General features: G+C 33.6%; 18 protein-coding genes and 1 pseudogene. 6 read left to right on the forward strand and 13 right to left on the reverse strand.

Annotated features, from left to right (window positions below; translation table 11 throughout):
- Window positions 1-172 precede the first annotated feature (172 nt).
- The 6 genes from PGC35_RS10735 to PGC35_RS10760 all read right to left on the reverse strand — a co-directional run bounded on the left by PGC35_RS10735 (window position 173) and on the right by PGC35_RS10760 (window position 5409).
- Window positions 173-607 carry a hypothetical protein gene (locus PGC35_RS10735; RefSeq protein ID WP_375219151.1) on the reverse strand — a complete coding sequence of 145 codons (435 nt, stop codon included), beginning with the start codon at window positions 605-607 and terminating at the stop codon, window positions 173-175.
- Window positions 608-752: 145 nt separating this feature from the next.
- Window positions 753-1040, reverse strand: coding sequence for a TIGR04104 family putative zinc finger protein (locus PGC35_RS10740; RefSeq protein ID WP_375219152.1), 288 nt, complete (start codon window positions 1038-1040; stop codon window positions 753-755).
- 330 nt (window positions 1041-1370) lie between these two features.
- Complete coding sequence (locus tag PGC35_RS10745; protein WP_053591416.1) at window positions 1371-2279, reverse strand: ABC transporter ATP-binding protein; 909 nt, start codon at window positions 2277-2279, stop codon at window positions 1371-1373.
- 22 nt (window positions 2280-2301) lie between these two features.
- On the reverse strand, window positions 2302-3495 hold the full coding sequence (locus PGC35_RS10750) for a bromodomain-containing protein (protein ID WP_375219153.1): 1194 nt from the start codon (window positions 3493-3495) through the stop codon (window positions 2302-2304).
- Window positions 3496-3508: 13 nt separating this feature from the next.
- Complete coding sequence (locus tag PGC35_RS10755) at window positions 3509-4627, reverse strand: ABC transporter (protein WP_375219154.1); 1119 nt, start codon at window positions 4625-4627, stop codon at window positions 3509-3511.
- A 293-nt stretch (window positions 4628-4920) separates the two neighbouring features.
- Entirely contained in the window at window positions 4921-5409 is a 489-nt protein-coding gene (locus PGC35_RS10760) for a GNAT family N-acetyltransferase (RefSeq protein ID WP_375219155.1), read from the reverse strand.
- A gap of 647 nt (window positions 5410-6056) precedes the next feature.
- Here PGC35_RS10760 and PGC35_RS10765 point away from each other — a divergent pair.
- Complete coding sequence (locus PGC35_RS10765) at window positions 6057-6659, forward strand: NADPH-dependent FMN reductase (RefSeq protein ID WP_375219156.1); 603 nt, start codon at window positions 6057-6059, stop codon at window positions 6657-6659.
- A gap of 180 nt (window positions 6660-6839) precedes the next feature.
- On the opposite strand, the gene PGC35_RS10770 is transcribed toward PGC35_RS10765, so the two are convergent.
- Window positions 6840-7055 carry a hypothetical protein gene (locus PGC35_RS10770; RefSeq protein ID WP_231687484.1) on the reverse strand — a complete coding sequence of 72 codons (216 nt, stop codon included), beginning with the start codon at window positions 7053-7055 and terminating at the stop codon, window positions 6840-6842.
- Window positions 7056-7299: 244 nt separating this feature from the next.
- On the opposite strand from PGC35_RS10770, the gene PGC35_RS10775 reads away from it, so the two are divergent.
- The 3 genes and pseudogenes from PGC35_RS10775 to PGC35_RS10785 all read left to right on the forward strand — a co-directional run bounded on the left by PGC35_RS10775 (window position 7300) and on the right by PGC35_RS10785 (window position 8860).
- On the forward strand, window positions 7300-8013 hold the full coding sequence (locus tag PGC35_RS10775; RefSeq protein WP_375219157.1) for a ZIP family metal transporter: 714 nt from the start codon (window positions 7300-7302) through the stop codon (window positions 8011-8013).
- Between the two features lie 196 nt (window positions 8014-8209).
- Window positions 8210-8423, forward strand: a pseudogene (locus PGC35_RS10780) (DUF6366 family protein).
- A gap of 65 nt (window positions 8424-8488) precedes the next feature.
- Window positions 8489-8860 carry a YhfM domain-containing protein gene (locus PGC35_RS10785; RefSeq protein WP_375219158.1) on the forward strand — a complete coding sequence of 124 codons (372 nt, stop codon included), beginning with the start codon at window positions 8489-8491 and terminating at the stop codon, window positions 8858-8860.
- A 156-nt stretch (window positions 8861-9016) separates the two neighbouring features.
- Here the strand turns inward: PGC35_RS10785 and PGC35_RS10790 are convergent, their stop codons facing one another.
- Together PGC35_RS10790 and PGC35_RS10795 are read right to left on the reverse strand one after the other, a co-directional pair.
- Window positions 9017-9331: an ArsR/SmtB family transcription factor gene (locus PGC35_RS10790; protein WP_053591409.1), complete on the reverse strand. Its 315-nt coding sequence runs from the start codon at window positions 9329-9331 to the stop codon at window positions 9017-9019.
- 71 nt (window positions 9332-9402) lie between these two features.
- Entirely contained in the window at window positions 9403-10350 is a 948-nt protein-coding gene (locus PGC35_RS10795; RefSeq protein ID WP_375219159.1) for a cation diffusion facilitator family transporter, read from the reverse strand.
- A 336-nt stretch (window positions 10351-10686) separates the two neighbouring features.
- Here PGC35_RS10795 and PGC35_RS10800 point away from each other — a divergent pair, with 336 nt between their 5' ends.
- Window positions 10687-11922 carry an SH3 domain-containing protein gene (locus tag PGC35_RS10800; RefSeq protein ID WP_375219160.1) on the forward strand — a complete coding sequence of 412 codons (1236 nt, stop codon included), beginning with the start codon at window positions 10687-10689 and terminating at the stop codon, window positions 11920-11922.
- Window positions 11923-12217: 295 nt separating this feature from the next.
- Window positions 12218-13183, forward strand: coding sequence for a hypothetical protein (locus PGC35_RS10805; protein WP_375219161.1), 966 nt, complete (start codon window positions 12218-12220; stop codon window positions 13181-13183).
- A 27-nt stretch (window positions 13184-13210) separates the two neighbouring features.
- Here the strand turns inward: PGC35_RS10805 and PGC35_RS10810 are convergent, their stop codons facing one another.
- The 4 genes from PGC35_RS10810 to PGC35_RS10825 form a co-directional block, all read right to left on the reverse strand.
- Window positions 13211-13372, reverse strand: a complete 162-nt coding sequence (locus tag PGC35_RS10810; protein WP_375219178.1) for a hypothetical protein — start codon at window positions 13370-13372, stop codon at window positions 13211-13213.
- Between the two features lie 244 nt (window positions 13373-13616).
- Window positions 13617-14213, reverse strand: coding sequence for a hypothetical protein (locus tag PGC35_RS10815; protein ID WP_375219162.1), 597 nt, complete (start codon window positions 14211-14213; stop codon window positions 13617-13619).
- A 256-nt stretch (window positions 14214-14469) separates the two neighbouring features.
- Complete coding sequence (locus PGC35_RS10820; RefSeq protein ID WP_375219163.1) at window positions 14470-15063, reverse strand: DUF2441 domain-containing protein; 594 nt, start codon at window positions 15061-15063, stop codon at window positions 14470-14472.
- A 636-nt stretch (window positions 15064-15699) separates the two neighbouring features.
- Window positions 15700-16397 (reverse strand): pyridoxal-phosphate dependent enzyme (locus tag PGC35_RS10825; protein WP_375219164.1); only part of this gene is annotated, 698 nt, incomplete at its 5' end.

A 16397-nucleotide genomic window follows, 5' to 3' on the forward strand; every position in this document is an offset into this window, starting at 1 on the left:
TCTAACTTTACCATTCATCTTGTTAAACTAACCTGCTGCGTTAGTTTAAGTGTAACATTTCACAATGGATTTCTTAGATCTACTTGATTTTTTGGATAAAGAAATAGACCATCAAACTGATGGTCTTGTTTAACTAAAGCACCCGTTAGTGAAATATCAAAATTCAGACTTACTACTTAGTAGCATTCTTTAAAATCTGAAAGAAATCACTATCATTTTTCATTGTATAGTTTTCGTACGTATCAAGAATAATTAGTGATTTTTTATCCGAATCAACAAACATTGCATATCCTGTATTTAATGTAATATTGATTCGGTAATCGTAGTCACTTGAAACATCAGTTGCTTTTTTGAATTTTGCATTTTTAAAAGCCTCTATAAGTTCCTGTTGCGTTTCTTCTGGAATTTCAAATGATGTGAATATATTCTCTGTTTCATGATCAATACTTTCAATGTCTACAAATGGGTTTTCTGCATTTAGGTCAGCATGATCACCTAATACGTCTGATGCAGAATAAGTCTTATTAGCATTAGAAAAGATAAAGAAACCCACCATAATAAGCAATAAAACTATAATTACGATTCCATTTTTTTTGAAATCCCGCAAAATAATTTTCTCCATTTGACACCGTCCTTTTTTATTCTTATTGGACTGAACTGCACCGTTAGTTAAATAAGAATAAAATGCTTTACTCCTTCTTGAAATAGAGCACCCGTTAGTTGAAGTGTAAATCTTACACAATCTACATATTTTATGTATTAACGTTTTTATATTTCACTAGAAATGTTATAAGTAATGAGCCCGTAAAACTAATGCAAATACCTGTCAAAATATTTATAAGTTCATTATCAAAGGGTGACAAAATCAATCCGAAAATTGGTATTGGTAAAACAAAAAAAGCCCCTATCAACCTTGAAGGAAAATATATTTTATAATCAGCACCACATTTTTCACATTGAATAGGTTTGTAGAACCACATTACCGAATTGTAGATTTTACTCCACTTAAATGGAAGTTTGCATTTGTTACACTTTTGCATAATTTAACCCCTTTCTATCTCTATCCAACTTTATACTTAAACTAAACTGCTTCGTTAGTTGAATAATGGTAATCGTTAGGTTCTTACTGTAAAGCTATTCTTTGAATAAAATATGAGTTATCTGTCCAGCACTTTTATTTCTTCAAAATATATTAAAAGTTTTTCCCTTTCTTACCTTTAGAATATATTAATCCTAATAAAAGACAGAATCCATAAATGAACAGAGAGATCAAAACATATATAAGAATACCCATAGAATTGCTCCTTTTAATATCTACCATATCGTAATTATAGTTGTATTGTTCCCTTTTATATTAACCCTCACAAAGGTCATCCTTCTTGATAATACATGGAATATAAATCATTCAATGTAACTTTCCCAATGCTAAACTCTGTTAACTGATTGTCTTTAAGAAACTCTACAATCGTTCCTAATTTCCTTGAATCATATCCACGAACATCTATTAAAGTAACGCCATTTGGTAATAATCGCACATTGGTTTTTGGAAACTCTTTGGATAACTTTTCTTTTATCTTCTCTGTCATTTCTGTTACTCGCACAGTCGTGATTTCTCTTTCTTCAAACCCTGGCGAAATGACATTAACTAGGATTAACTCACCATTTCTCATAAAAAAAATTCGATCTGCATATTTTTCTAAGTTATCTAATAAATGAGAAGCTACAATAACCGTTTTTCCTTCAGACTTCTTTTTAACGAGAATCTGTGAAATAAGTTCGACATGGGTAGGATCTAATCCGTTCATGACTTCGTCCATTAACATGATTTGGGTATCTGATACAATTTGCATCGCAAAACAAAGTCTTTGGCGCATTCCCAAAGAATACGTTCCTGTCTTCTTATTTATATATGACGCCATCCCTAGTTCTTTTATTGTACTGTCAATCAGTTTTGGGTTACTATTCCACATGGAGGAATAAATTTTTAAATGCTCTTTTCCGGAAATCTGATTATACAAGTCACTTTGGTCAGGCATCATGGATACTAGTTGATGGATTTTTACCTCATTCTTCTTATTTGTATATTCTAGCTCATGATTTAGAATGACTTTTCCACTGTTTGGATTGATATAATTCATGATTACATTCATAAGCGTTGACTTCCCCGTCCCATTAGGAGCTACCAAACCAATAATTTCTCCTGGGTTGAACAGCACAGAAACATCCTTTAAAATGTCTCTACTTGAAAATTGAACACCAATATTTTTTAATTCAATCATACCTTTCCTCCAAATCTTCAAACTACAATAGCTTAAATTTTTTATGATTGCTTATTAAGAAAGTGAGTAATAAAAAAATACACGTACATAATCCGATTATGGAGAGTCCAGTTCCAAAAGTGAGTTCATCTGTGCCATAAAGATAGTTTCGATAACCTGAAATAATCTGTCCCACCTGAACATAGCTCGTTGGATACCATTGAACATCGCGAAATACTCCAATCCCTCTACTAAAGTAAGCAAATTCAACAATTACAACCAAGCAACCTATCAATAAAGTTGCAAACTCATTTTTGAGCGTCACACTTACAAGTAGTAGCAATGAAATAATGAATAAAAACCAGATAACCAAAAATACCACGTTTTGGATCAGGTATTCCCTAATCGTTATATTTGAAAATAATTCTTCAACAGAATGATAAATTGGAACTGGTAAGTTAAAATCACCAAAACCATTTTGGACACCAATTATCAATAGACCTACAGAAAGTGGAATAATTGCAAGGATACTCCCTACTAAGGAAACTGCTCCTTTTATCATCAACCTTATCCAATCTGAAAGAGGTAAACCTTGTAACAGTGTTGGATTCCTACGATCCTTTATGACGATATCTACTGTGAAGAGTATACAACTAACAATGAGAATAAATGGCAGGTAAGAGTGTAACTGACGTTGCAATGTTTGCAACGCAGTCCGTTCCTCGAAAACATTTATAGTTAAATTCGATTTCCCTTTTGTATACCCTTCGAACCGACTTGCAGAATACGAATACGCGAAGTGTCCATCTTCCCTCGCATAATTATTTCCATACGTATAATATCTCGGATTATAGTAGAGGAAATCACCTCCATAACGGAAGATTATCGCATCAGAGTATGCATACCACTTAAATGTAGCTTCTGCATACTCATTTAAATTGTGCTGTTTGATAGCTTCTAATCTTTCTTTGTCATATTTATTCCATTCAGGGAATATTTGCGCAGCAAATTTAGTTAAAGGGTGAGTCCCGTCATTTATCTCAACATTCTTTAGAAATTCTTCTCTCGTTAGGTAACGAGCCTCCATTACACTAACATCTACTTTTTCAATAGGGTTATAAGCTGGAGCTATTTTTAGTGCATAATAACACGAGAAGAAAAGAAGAATGACATAAATTGCAATATTCTTCTTATTGAATATAAATTGAAGAAATTCAAACTTAAAATACGACCACATTATCTCACTCCCCTTATACCTTCTTTAGCTTCCCCGTAGTCAAGAATAACTTTATAGCGACTACCATTATAACTATGCTCAACGCGATATAAATAAGTCCATGTGTGCTATTTAAGAGTGCCGGGTTTGCAAGATCGAGTGTCTGGCCGTTCAATATGTTAGTAAAATTCAAGTAGTTAAATGGATTAAACGGAACAAAATTCATCATGTCCGGAAATAACATAGGGAAAATAAACAATAACAATTGCAAAAACAGTGTCAAATACATATTCTTCAATAAAACATTTAAAATTACAGATAGTAATATTGTAAAAATAGAAATACAAATCATATAAAGTACAGATACACCTATGTATTTATATATTGGATAAACTTCAAAACTACCATTAAAGATAGCAATAGGGTAGGATGGGTTTCCTAGTCCCTTAAAAAAAACTAACAGTAGACTGCAAACAAATAACTCCAGAAGAAATACACCTACTATAAGCATGGATGAGATACATTTAGATAAAACGTACTTATCAAAGGATATAGGATAACCTTTAACTATAGACGTATGTTGGAATTCTTCTATCATGATCCCACAAGTATAAATACTCATGAAAATAAACCATACAGAACCTAGTACACCAAATAAAAAAGCGAGAAACTGAAAGAAAGATAGCGAATTAACGGATAACGAAATTCCCGTGTTCTTCACATACTGATAAAACACAAGATCCAATTGATTTTCTACCTTTGAAGGTAGATTACTTGCAACATCATCATATCCTTCCATATGAAATGATTCGGTTCTTAAATTTGCAAGGTCGATCGCTGTTTCCAAATACAACTCCGGCCGATTCATTTTTAGTGCCATTCTTTGTTTAGATACATATTGTTGCTGAAGTACTAAATTCTTATATAAGTCGCTGCCATTCCCATTATCAGTAGCATCAACATTTTGAAATTTACTCAACGCGGAAGAAAGTGATTGATATTCACCCGCTTTTTCTTTTATTAAGTTTCCTAAATCCTCCGTTTTCACAAATAAAATTAATCCAAAAACAAATACTGCCAAGATAATACTAGCTAAAATATTTTTCTTATTTGATTTCTCTAAAATAAAATTAGTCTTTAATATCTTCCACATAGGCATCCCCCAAATACTGTCCTAGCAGTCAAAATGTTTAGACCGCTTAATATAGAAAGTAACACCAACAAAGTTTCATACTTAATAAATTCGCCTTGCACATAAAATATCCCTTTAGATATTTGGAAATTTTATGATAATATCCTTCCTTCTTCCATTAATACTGCCGCTGGCTCAGATAATAAGTCGTCTGTTATTGGTAGTATTTATGTATAAACGAATTGAAATGGTAAAAAAAAAAAAGAACGGTTATATTAATTACCGTTCTTTCATATAGGATTCTACTTATTAATTTAGATTTTAAATGTCTGGACTATGCAAGGTTCGTCATCAATTAATTGATTCTTTTCTTCAAAATCAATATTAAATTCTTTGAATATCTTTCTCCAAAAGGATACAGCAGGGAGATTATTTACAAGTTCAATAACATAGTATTGACCTTTTTTGCTTTCAAATAACTCTTTAACTGCCTGTATTCCATAGCCCCTCCCTTTGAACTTATTTAGTACAAAGATATCATTAATGCAGAAATCACTTTCTTTTTTTAAAAATGGTCTTTCCAAAAGAAGTATAAAGCCAATTATGTTGCCTTCAGATTCGATGAAATAAGGAGAAATACCCTCATTTGTCCAAAACAAATAGAGATCTTCGTAATCAAAGAATCCATTTTCATTGATAGTAATGTTTGGTGTGAACATAGAAAGGTCATGAAGATAAAAAGAATATAAGTTTTGTAGAATTGTTTTCTCGTTTTCATAAACTTCACGAAGTGTAACAGACATCTAAAAACCCCCTAGCATTTCTTTTAACTATAGCTCAATGTATTTGATGTAGAAATAGTTAAATTAAAAACGAAGATGAAATAATAACATCTAGATTACATAATCGTTTTTGTAATTGTTGCTCTATACTCTTGGTTTGGTATATCTATAAATCCCGTAATACAAAATATATTAAAACAAAATGTTGACAATTGTTATGAATTTATGTTAAATTTATTTCGAATTAAAGATATTTTAATTAAAGGTAAAATAATTTGTAAGAACGAAAATTTTTTAAATATATATCTCGAATTCGAGGTAAAATATATTCTTTTTTATAAAAAATATCTCGATTCAAATTTCCGTTGTACTTACTTAGTAGGAACACGTTTCGACAGAATATTAATTGGCCATACTTGTATTAAGAACAACCTGGCGTAATCCTTCTTAGATTAAGTCAATCAAAAAATAACCATTTAAAGGGGGTGAGGGAAAAATTAGTGTACTTATTTTGTAGAACACAATAAGACACATGTTTCCTTCCATGCAAGCGATTATGTGGTGTAATCGAATAGAGGTATGTAAATCGTTACTATAACCACTATTAGTATGACCCATCTATACAGTAAGAAGCACAATGAATTTAGGAAAGCGTATGAGGTAGAACAATGAGTTTTTTTAAAAATTTTTTTGGATTAGACACTAAAGAAGAACAAATAGGAGGAAATGACATGTTGAAAATTGGAATAGTTTTAGGAAGTACACGTGAGGGACGCGTTAGTCCACAAGTAGGAGAATGGGTAAAAGAACTAGCAGACAAGCGTGGAGACGCTGAGTACGAAATCATCGACATTGCAGAATTTAAGTTACCACTTTTAGGTGAACCAGGCGGCGATGCTTCAGGTGCAGCAGCTTGGAGTGCAAAAATCAATGGTTGTGACGGATTCGTATTCATCGTTCAAGAATATAACCACTCCATTACCGGCGCATTAAAAAATGCTTTAGACTACTTACGAGATGAGTGGAATAACAAAGCAGCTGGTATCGTATCATACGGTTCCGTAGGTGGTGCTCGTGCAGCAGAACATTTACGTGGCATTTTAAGTGAATTGCTTGTAGCACACGTTCGCGTTCATCCAGCACTATCCCTCTTCACTGACTTTGAAAACGGTACTGTATTTAAACCAAAAGCTGTTCAAGCTGATTCAGTAAACCAAATGCTAGACCAAGTTATTCCTTGGACTAATGCACTAAAAACTGTTCGTAAGTAATTTAAAAGTTTAAATTGTTACACTTCACAAAATGTGCATGGCGTGGGTATCGAAAGCCAGTCGGTGAATTTGTAAAATTTATTTAATAGAGATGCAAAAGACCAAGTAGAGCCAACTTAGACTCTGCTTGGTCAATTTTATGAAAAAGTAGTTATAGTTAACTTTATTAAGCAAGGAATATTAAATAGAGTTGTTTGTAAATATCGTATTATATTCAACCCACTTTTCTTTTTCTCGCTCTACTGCTCGGTTTTGCCATTCAAACCAAACATATGAACATTCACTACAATGACTTTCTACACCACTATTATTGTTCATATCTCTACGTGTAAATAAGGTCCTTTTGCGACAGCTGTAGCAATAAATTACTTTATCTTCATCACTTTTTATTATCATAATTATCTTTCCCTCCAATATAAACTATTTATTGGCTATTACTTGGCTAATTATTCTATAATCAAATAATTTTACTAAATAATTGGACAGTCTAATTTATGGAGGTACCTTCCATGCACTAATTGCAAGTGTCTTTTAGAAATGTCATTCACATGGATTTAATTTTATCTTCGTTTTCATAAATGCATGACAATATCCATATAAACATAGAGACAGACAGAGTGAACATAGTAGGAGTGATCAATTGTCTTTGATTTGGGTAATGGGCTATATCTACACTGCTCTAGGATTTAGTATAGGCGGGGTAATAGCTTGGGCTTTAAGAGTAGTACAAAGAAAAATAGATACTATTTACAGTATTTGCGCTGGTTTAATTCTTGGTTTATTAAGTTTTGAAGTTGCTCCCGAGGCTATAAACCTAGGAAATTGGCTCACATTCATTGTAGGATTTGTTATTGGAGTTATTTTATTTAAAGTTACACATAAAGCTTTGAAAAATTTATTTGGAACATTCAAAGGTAAAGATAACTTTTCATTACAAACGGGTATACTGTTGTTTCTTAGTATTTCATTTCACAATTTGCCTATTGGAATAGTAATAGGATCAAATCAAGAGTCTAGTTTTGAAATGACGCTTCTACAAACCATTTTACTTCACAATATACCTGAAGGAATAATTGTATTTACTCCATTATTTATAGCGGGTCTTGGATTATGGACATGGTTATTTTTATCTTTAATTGTTGCAATCCCAGTTGGTTTTGGGGCTTATATAGGGAACTCAATGGGAATTGGCGATCCAATGTTTTGGTCTTTTTCCATAAGTTTAGCGGTAGGAACAATATACATGATTACCATCCAGGAAATAATCATGGAGTCTATTAAAGACTTTTCAAAAGTATTAATAATAGCACTCATAAGCTTTGGATGCATAGGAGGTTTTCTTTTTCTTACCTAGCGCTTTTCTATACATTTCAACCGTTCACTTTGATTTTCATACGCATGCACAAATAAAAAGAGCCTTATCAGCATATCCCTTATATAAAAGGGTGGCAGAGGCTCTTTTTGGTACTTTAAAATCAAAGGTTGGATAGGGGATAGGCGAGAAATTATAGAACATTTACATCAGAAAATATTCGTAGCAGGTGCTTAGATTGAATAATCACCATGAAACACCTGAAGAAAAAAGAGAGAGATTAAGACAAGAAGAACTAAAAAAAAAATTCAACAGGTTCATTAAAAGATGGATTTAGTAGAGCAGATAATGGTAACTTATCTGACTTAGTTGGTGGTTTAGGTTGGAAAGGGACAGGAATACTAATCGTTATTTTATTCGTTGGATACGTTTTGTATAAACTGTTTTTTTAATGACTTTACTGACACTGTAACTTAAATTCAAGAAATGCGACTAACTTTAAATAGGAGGTGGTTTCTTGAAAAGGTTATTTCCACGTTTTCTTTTTATTATTTTAATAGCACTATTGACTATAGGAAGTTCATCTCAAAACATAGAAGAAGTGAAAGTATACAAAATGGAAAGCTTTTCAAAAGTTGGAGAGAATTCATTGACTACTTATACAGACTCAAGTGTCATGAAAGATTTTAAAAATGCATTCAACAGTGCGAATAAAGAGCCAGGAATAGTGAATATGGTTGACCCCGATTATAAAATTGAATTTGGAGATAAATCTTATTTTCTTTGGATAAGTGATGAACATGGAACAATAATGAATACAAATGATACTCATACTATTTATAGTCTTTCAGAAAGCTCAGCAAAAAAAATAGTCGAAATTTTAAACTAATGGCTAATATGAGGAATATAGGAAGGGTTTTTATATACAATCACTTAAACTTTCTCTTACAAAACGTATAAGAACTAAAATAATCTATAAGTAAAAATAGAGTAGCTCAAAAATTTTTGAACCAACTCTATTTCAATTCATATTATAGAATGTATTTTAATGCTTTGCATGACCAATCGCTTGATGCAATAGATTCATAATATGGTCATCATCGCTTGAATAATACAACGTTGTCCCTTCACGTCGAAATTTTACTAAACGTAAATTTTTCAAAAAACGGAGCTGATGAGATACTGTGGACTGACCTAAATTTAGTGCCTCAGCAATATCATTCACAGAGTGCTCTTCGCAGCAAAGTAAGTTTAATATACGAATACGTGTTGGATCACTTAACGCTTTAAACGTCTGGGATACGACAAACAGTGTTTCTTCATCTAATTCATGTGTATTAGTTTGTACTTCTTCTGCCATACTTTTTTACACCTCCTGTAACTAATCCTATTGATTTACTATTTTACTATTGAAAGTCCTAATACACCCCGTTAGTGATGGTGGTGTGCATGTGCAGCTGAGACATTAGATTTCGCTGTACATAAAATAGAATTATCACATTTATGTGTAGTAGATTCCAACTGAATCGTCACATGTTGGATATTTTTATGTTCTAAATCATGTTCCATTTTACGTAGTAGCTTTTCGCCCTCTACAATCGTCATTTGTCCCTCTACCACCACATGGCAAGAAAGTGCATTTAAACCACTTGTAATAGACCAAATGTGTAAATCATGTACATCTATAATTCCCTTTGTCTGTTCAATTGTATGAACAATGTCGTTTACACTTACATTTTGAGGCGTGCCCTCCATCAATACATGCAACGAAGCTTTCGTTACATAATAGCCACTGCGTAAAACTAGTGCTGCGACAATAACACTTGCTAAGGGGTCAGCCCAACCCCAACCAAAGAACATAATCAGTAGTGCTGCAATAATAGCGCCAATTGATCCTAGCATATCACTAATCACATGGAGAAATGCCCCACGCATATTTAAATTCTCTTTCGTATCACTGCCACGCATCATAATCCAAGCAACTAGGATATTCACAGCTAACCCAATACTACTAATAACAAGCATACCGGTTGTTGCCACTTCTGGTGGATTTGTAAAACGTTCAATTGCTTCATAAAAAATAAAGAAAGCTATTAAAATAAGCGTCACACCGTTTAAGACGGCTGCTAAAACTTCAAAACGTTTATATCCATATGTTTTGCTAGCATTTGCTGCTTTTTCACTAAATGTAAATGCTAATAAGGCAATTCCAAGGGATACGGCATCGCTTAGCATATGACCTGCATCAGAAAGAAGAGCAAGACTGTTTGTAATATAACCCCCTACCGCTTCTACAATCATATAGATGGTAATGACTAAAAACGAAATCAGTAATACTTTTTTATTTTCACCATGTGCATGATTATGACTATTACCCATAAAAATCGCTCCCTATTGTTAACCTAAATTTCTATATATGATTATATATTCATATATACATATTATATTCCTAATTATCTATTGTCAATAATTAAAGAGGGAAGATTTTTAAAGTTCTTCATGTGAAATAACCTAATTTACAAATGGGGAAAAGTTCAAATTAAAAACAAATAGTTAAAATCAAAAATCGTCTACGCCCCTTCCATTGAATTCTTAAATTCTTGTGAAGGTTTAATAGAGTCATCCATTTTATTCCTAAATATCATTTCTCCACTAATCATTTATGGTAAAATATACTAATAAATATAAAATACTAAATGAATGGGGAATAAATGAATGAAATCAATCAAAATTGGGGCTGGATTATTAACTTGTTTAATGCTCCTGAGTTGGTCTTACGAAGAAGCTTTCGCTGAGTCAACATGGACATCTAAATGCTCATCATATGGTGAAATTAAGCCAACTCAAAATCCCGCTTATCAGCATATGAACTGCTTACTTACGAATGCGGCCTTAGAAGCAAATATCCCTCCCGAAGTTGTAAAAGCTGTGGCTTCCAAAGAAAATGGTGGTTGGAAACAATTTGATGAGAATGGCCAGCCTGTAATCTCAAAAGATAATGGAATCGGTCTTATGCAAATTACCAATCAACCAGGCTATGATCAAGAGAAATTGAAATACGATATCAACTACAATATTCAGGCAGGTGTCGAAATCCTTAGCAGTATGTATCACCGTAAAGATCTACCTAAAATAAAGGAGACAGGACCAGAAGTAATCGAAAATTGGTACTTTCCCGTCATGGCTTATAACGGTATAAAGCCTGCTAACAGTCCTCTTTATCAATCCAGTGGATTGAAGAATATAGGGGCCTATCAAGAAAAAGTCTTTTCGTTTATTGAAAAAGATAGTTACATAAACGATACAAAATTAGGGCAATTTCCTTTCAATACAGTTGATTTTGAATATGACCCTAATAGCAGTGAAAATATTGTATTCAAAAAGAAGGAATATACATTAACGGATCAGTTGCATGCCTCTGCATATCAATTTCAAAAAGGAGACAAAGTAACAATCACAAAAGACCATGTAAATTTAAGGTCACAACCTAGTACTTCTTCAGTTGCAAAATCCTTACCAATAAATACTACCTTGATTATTGAAGGAAATTTCTTATATGATCAATCTTTGACAAGTATAAACCAATTTGTATGGTACCCAGTTAAAACTAAGGATCAAAAGTTAACAGGTTATATATCCTCTGCGTACATTAAGAAAAAGTTAGATGTAGATGTACCCCCTATAAAAGTTATGTGGGGAAAAACAGAACTAAAATTAGGGCAAATAGGTAAAGTTACTATTCTATCTAATACAAACTTGGTCAAAATGGAGAGTAACGGTTCATTGACTACGGTCCGTACTTTGAAAAAAGGCGAAGAATACCGAGTGTATAACTATAAGAGTAATCATGGCGGTTTATATGGTGTAGGTGGTGGAAGTTACGTTCAGAAGTCCACAAAAGTAAAATACGAAACACCATCTAAAAGCAAGTTAGCATTACTTGCACAATAACTTGCAATTTTACCAACCATCAATAAATCTATTTGCTTATTCAAAGGGACTTTAGAGTATATTGTATCTCATGACAGTATTGATCTAATCAAAGTAAATGTTGAGAGTTCATTTAAAAAGAATCAGCAGTCACTTATTAACTTTAGATAAAGATTGTGAACATTTATATCGGGAAATACAATTCTTTATACAGCAGATATTCAAAGACGTTTCATCTATATAAATTTGGTAACTTAAAGATGAACTAAATGATTTTAAGATAAAGTGAGTCATAACTTGTAGAGGAGATGAAAAGATGACAATAAGTACAGAGAGGAAGGCTTCAAGATTGATGAGATTGCGTAGATTTTGCGGTTATGGTGCTGCAATAACAGTAACACCTTACCTGCTGATCAAAATCGTATGGACTTTAGGTTTCTTCCTCCCAACCGAGCAAATGGGTGACGCCAGTTGGCGCATTATAAACGCAGTTACCGCCGTTCTCGCTGCGATTGGTATCCTTCTTGCAATGGCGTTTTGCAAGCCATGGGGGGAGCGACTACCTGCGTGGTTGGTTGCTCTACCCATTTGGGTTGGTACCGGTTTGCTAGTTCCCATGCTGTTAATCGCACCGGTTCTGGGCCCTGCAGCTATGATTCGAGATCAAGAATCAGGTGCCGCTGATTTCTGGGTATACGAGCAGATCTTCGTAATGATTTCACTTTTCGGAATCGGTATCTTCTTGCCGCTTGCATTGGCAGGGTATGCAATGGCACGTTGGCCAGAGGCACTGATTGGCACAACCGACTACAAGGAATTGACTGGAAATACTTTACAACTCCAAACCATTATGGCTAGGACAGTCGCTGCTGGCTGCATTCTGCTCGGTGTCATCAAGGTATTTTGGTCGGTTGGCGGCTCTTTCGGCATCAACCCGGCAACCACGGGTGAACGCGATGTGTGGTGGCACATGCTGTCATTGAGTACAGGTGTCTGGTCCTTTGTTGGTGCGTGGGGGATACTGGTGGTATCATCCCGCCGTGGAACGAGGTGGTTTCTACCCCCTATGGCTGCTGCATGGATTTCATCGGGAGCGTTGTTCTCCAACAACCTCTATTCAGCCTTATCTTCAGTTCGACTCGATGCGTCACCCTCCCCAGAGTACCCATTGGCATGGTTGTTGACCACACAGGCCGGCATCGTCTTAGGTATTATAATGGGGATGATTATCCTATTAGTGCTGCACGAACGCCGTCGAGCTCTTCGAGAAGAGTGCAACTGAAATAGATTACACAGAACCACGTATTTATCATAAAAGAATGCATGATTCAATTGAATATATAAGATATATAGGAACTCTTATTAAAGATAGCTTACCGTATCCTAGAATTTTAGCAGCAATCCAATATAAAACGATAGAATAGTTAAAATAAGCGTTTTGAAAATCATAGCCCCTATTTTGAACAAAGATTGATCAAAAAGGGACTTTTTTTGTAATAAAGATTGATTATTTCGGTAAGCGAATATTTAACTAAAGCACCCGTTAGTTGAATAAGATTTATCTGTATTGGTCTAAGTAATATTGCCACAATTAATTGAATAAGTCTCACGGTTTTTATTACAGTTTTTTGTATCGTTCATTATCCTTACTACTCTAAAAAAGTTTAAAACTAATTGATCAATAGATATATACCTTCCGGAAAAAGGAGTATGTTTTAGTCGGTTAGTGAAAAATCCTTTTTGATTTGTTCAATGCTCCTATTTGTTATTTCTGCAATGTATTTCAATAAATCATCATATTTTTCTCGATTATTTAGTTTTTTAAATTTCTCAACAAGACCCTCAAAACCTTTAAAATATTCACTATGATAACTTGGGTTGTTATAAATTTTAATAAATTCAAGATAATCTTTTGTATACATTTTATCTTTAATTTGAATAAGAATATCATTCCAATTTTTAATTCTTTTTTTATGAATAGGCTTTTTTACTCCCAATTCCTTATTTTCTTCATTTTTTATCTGTTGAATAAATTGTTCTACTTCAAGTATATATTGAAAAAGCTCATTCCTGTTTTGGCTATCCAATTCCATTAGTGTTTTAATTTTATAATGATCATAACGCCCTTTCCTATGATGCAATTTTCCCTCAGTTTTGTTTGATTCTTTTTTCTTAGCAGTATTTTCTTTTATTACCTTTCCTCCAGCACCCAATAAACCTAATACTGCCGTAATTTCTTTGCGGTTTTCTTTAATTATTTTTCCTGCTTTTTTTCCACCTTCAATAATTGGTCCAATTGGAATTCTACCCATATGCCCCACCTTAATTTAAGAGTTAGTTTTTATGTAATTAAATTCGACGTTGTAAAGACCGTTTCCTTCTTAAATTAACCTGCACCGTTAGTTTAAGTGTAATATTTCACAATGGTTTACCAAAGTCTACTGGATGTTTTGGACGTAAAAATAGACCACCGAAATATGATGGCCGTGTTTAACTAAAGCACCCTTTAGTCGAATAAGGATTGCAATATCGGTAAAACGAAAACAATCTATTACTAACAATTTGATTTTAAGTAGTGAAATCATCAATAACTTCAACCACTTCTATTTTCCCGTCGATTAAGAGTTCAGGAAGCTCGTTTTTCACATTACCCTGCCAATATTGTCTAGCTTGTTCAATTTTTTGAGAGAATGGAACCCCATCTTCTTTTGGTAAAAGGTTTCCATCCCCCTCAAAAGCATTTCCAATAACTCTAAGTTTAACAATCTGCAAAACCTTCCGATTGTATGAATCAAATAATTCTTTCCATTTCAATACGTCTTCATAGTTTTTTGTAGCGTATAAACAAGACATTCTTGAAGGGTATTCTGGATATTCTTGTAGTCTGACCATTTCTACTATTACTTCTCTGATAGCTCTTATTGTTTGATCTGCATACTTAATAACTACATCTGCATTTTCTTTATTCAAGTTCAACCCTTCATTTGAGTAATGTTCTTGTAAAATCCGAAAAAAGTCTTCTCCTTTAGAATTCAATTGTTGTCTTTCAAAAAAGAAGCTAAATAAGGTATTTCTTTGATTCTTGTCAAAGCTAATTATTTGGCCAAGACTCATTTTTTTCCTAGTCACAATGTGATATACATACAGCTCATTCTCATTCATATTCTATCTCCTATCTGTCTTCACTTAAATTATTTGTACCAAAACAAAAGGGGTACCTTATTGAACTAAACAGCTGCTTTAATTTACTAAAAAAAGGCTTTACTCCTTGAAGTAAAGCACCCGTTAGTGAAAAATAATTATATTTTCACCATACAAATTTAGATGATATGACCATTAACTTCAGTTGTTCCTGTACAGACACCCATTCGCAAAATTGTTATAAATCGTCCAACGAAGAAAATGTTCTTTCGTTCATTTATTTTGCCTCAAAGTTCTAGGTGCTTCCTCACCTACCATACCGTCATTATCATTATCGCGCATATAGGGGTATAACCAATGTTATATTTAGGTTAGTTAGTTTGAGTGGTTGACACTGTATGTACCACACATTTTAGACATATATAAAATGTGTGGTACGTGTGAAATGAAAATAAAGTTATTTAACTTTAAAAGCTCAATCAAGCATAACCCCGTTCGAATTTAGGACGGGGTTAAAAATATAGTTGTTTAATTTTTGATGTAAGATACTTCACTATACTAAAAAATATAACAATAAAGTCGTTTAAAAATCTAAGTTTTTATTCAACTAAAGCCCCCCTTACTTCAATAAAGATAATTAAGTCTAGTCTTAAGGGGTCATTTCTCACTATTTACAATGAATTGATGGACTTTGTCTAGGTCCACATTTCCGCCAGAGATAACAGTTACGATGTTCTTACCTTGAATGTTTAGTTTATTGAACATAGCTGCTGCGATCGTTACGGCTGCTGATGCTTCTACTAGTTGTTTCGTGCGTTCCATGACGAAACTAAAGGACTGACGAATTTCATCTTCACTCACAAGGACAATATCGTCTAGATATTTCATAAGTACAGGGAAGGTTAGGTCACCCGGCTGGTTAGTTCTTAATCCGTCCGCAATGGTCTGACTTGCGGGAATTGTGGTGATTTTTTTACTTTGTAATGATAGGTATGTATCATTAGCAAGCTCAGGTTCTACCCCAATTACTTTTATTTTCGGGTTAGTTTCTTTAATGGCTGTTAGGATTCCCGATATAAGTCCACCACCACCAATCGGGACAATGATTGCATCAACATTATCCACCTGTTCCAAAATTTCTAATCCAATAGTTCCTTGCCCTGCCATAATCAATGGGTCGTCATAAGGTGGAATATATATGCCGTTTTCTTGATTTGCAATCGCCTGTGCTCTTGGTATACGTTCTCCAGAAGTAGTCCCGCACATTTCCACCTTACCATCATAAGCTTGGATTGCGTTAACCTTACACTTACTAACGTTTTCAGGCACTACAATGGTTGCCGGAACTCCGTATT

Source organism: Psychrobacillus sp. PGGUH221 (assembly GCF_042055255.1).
Lineage (GTDB): Bacteria > Bacillota > Bacilli > Bacillales_A > Planococcaceae > Psychrobacillus.